Here is a 1,003-nt window from a genome sequence, read left to right as displayed (position 1 = left end):
CATCAAACCCTTTCAGCCGGCCTCGCTCCATTAGAGCTTGTCCGGTAGTGAGCGTGGTGCGATGTGAGTTAATGAACCCACAACCGTTACAGGTGATGCCCGCCGGGTTGGCAATAATCACCTCAGCTTTATGCCCGGCGACTTCAATCCAGCCATTGAGACGACTGGGGTCACGACTGTTGACTTCGTTAAGAATAACGCTGGCGTCCCCTTTGGCTAACCACGGATTACCGGCCACCATGCCGCCGAGTTGCGTCTGGGTGGCCTGATGGCTGTTATTGAGGATAACTCCCTGTTTATCCACATCAAACTGGCGATAGGTATTGTGGGAAACGCCGTCGGTGCCCGGCGTCTGGATATTGACCTGCGGCGTGCCGTTGGCGCTGCGAATGATGGTTGGCTGCTGACGTCCCGGGGCCTGTCCGTCGGCCACAATTGCCGCCTGTGCGGTAAGCGAAATCCCGCCAAGGGCGAACAACACCCCAAGCCGTAGCGCGGTGAGTCGGCAACGACGCTGTAGGGAAGAGGGGCGACGGGTGCGGCGTCCGGTTCGTCCCCGTCCGGCCCGCGCTATCTCGGCTACCACCATCCACATCTGGCGAGATTGATTAAAGATAATACGATATAACTGCTTGTTCATGACGTTTGCTCCACACAATACTACCCACCGGCAGTTTTGTTATTTAAATTAATACTGCCAATACAGGTTGAATCCGGCCGTGACGGGGGAAGTTTGGAAACCGGCGGGTTTGGACAGCGGGACACCGACAAACAGGTCGTAGCTCACCTTTTTCAGGCTGCCGCGCCAGCCCAGGGCACTCCCCGCCAGGTGTTTTCCGAGCAGCGCGTCGCTGCCCCGGCCGCCCACTTCGCCATAATCCATTGCCAGATACAGCGACTGCCCTTTCAGCGGGGTTTGCCAGTCCAGCTCGTTGCGGCTGTACCAACCCCGATCAGCGGATAAGGTCAGCTCGCCATCAAAGCCGCGCACCGTCCAGCGACC

At 58.3% G+C, this 1,003-nt stretch carries 2 protein-coding genes; both read right to left on the bottom strand.

The features are described from left to right. On the bottom strand, positions 1-640 hold a 640-nt coding region (locus tag EAE91_RS23525), incomplete at its 3' end, for a two-partner secretion domain-containing protein (protein WP_214090548.1). 48 nt (positions 641-688) lie between these two features. After that, the coding region (locus EAE91_RS23520; RefSeq protein ID WP_280520313.1) for a ShlB/FhaC/HecB family hemolysin secretion/activation protein at positions 689-1,003 on the bottom strand (315 nt) is incomplete at its 5' end.

Source organism: Photorhabdus noenieputensis (assembly GCF_018448935.1).
In the GTDB taxonomy this organism is placed as follows: Bacteria; Pseudomonadota; Gammaproteobacteria; order Enterobacterales; family Enterobacteriaceae; genus Photorhabdus; species Photorhabdus noenieputensis.
The sequence above is the reverse complement of the archived record's forward strand: the minus strand, read 5'-3'. Positions and strand labels throughout refer to the sequence as shown.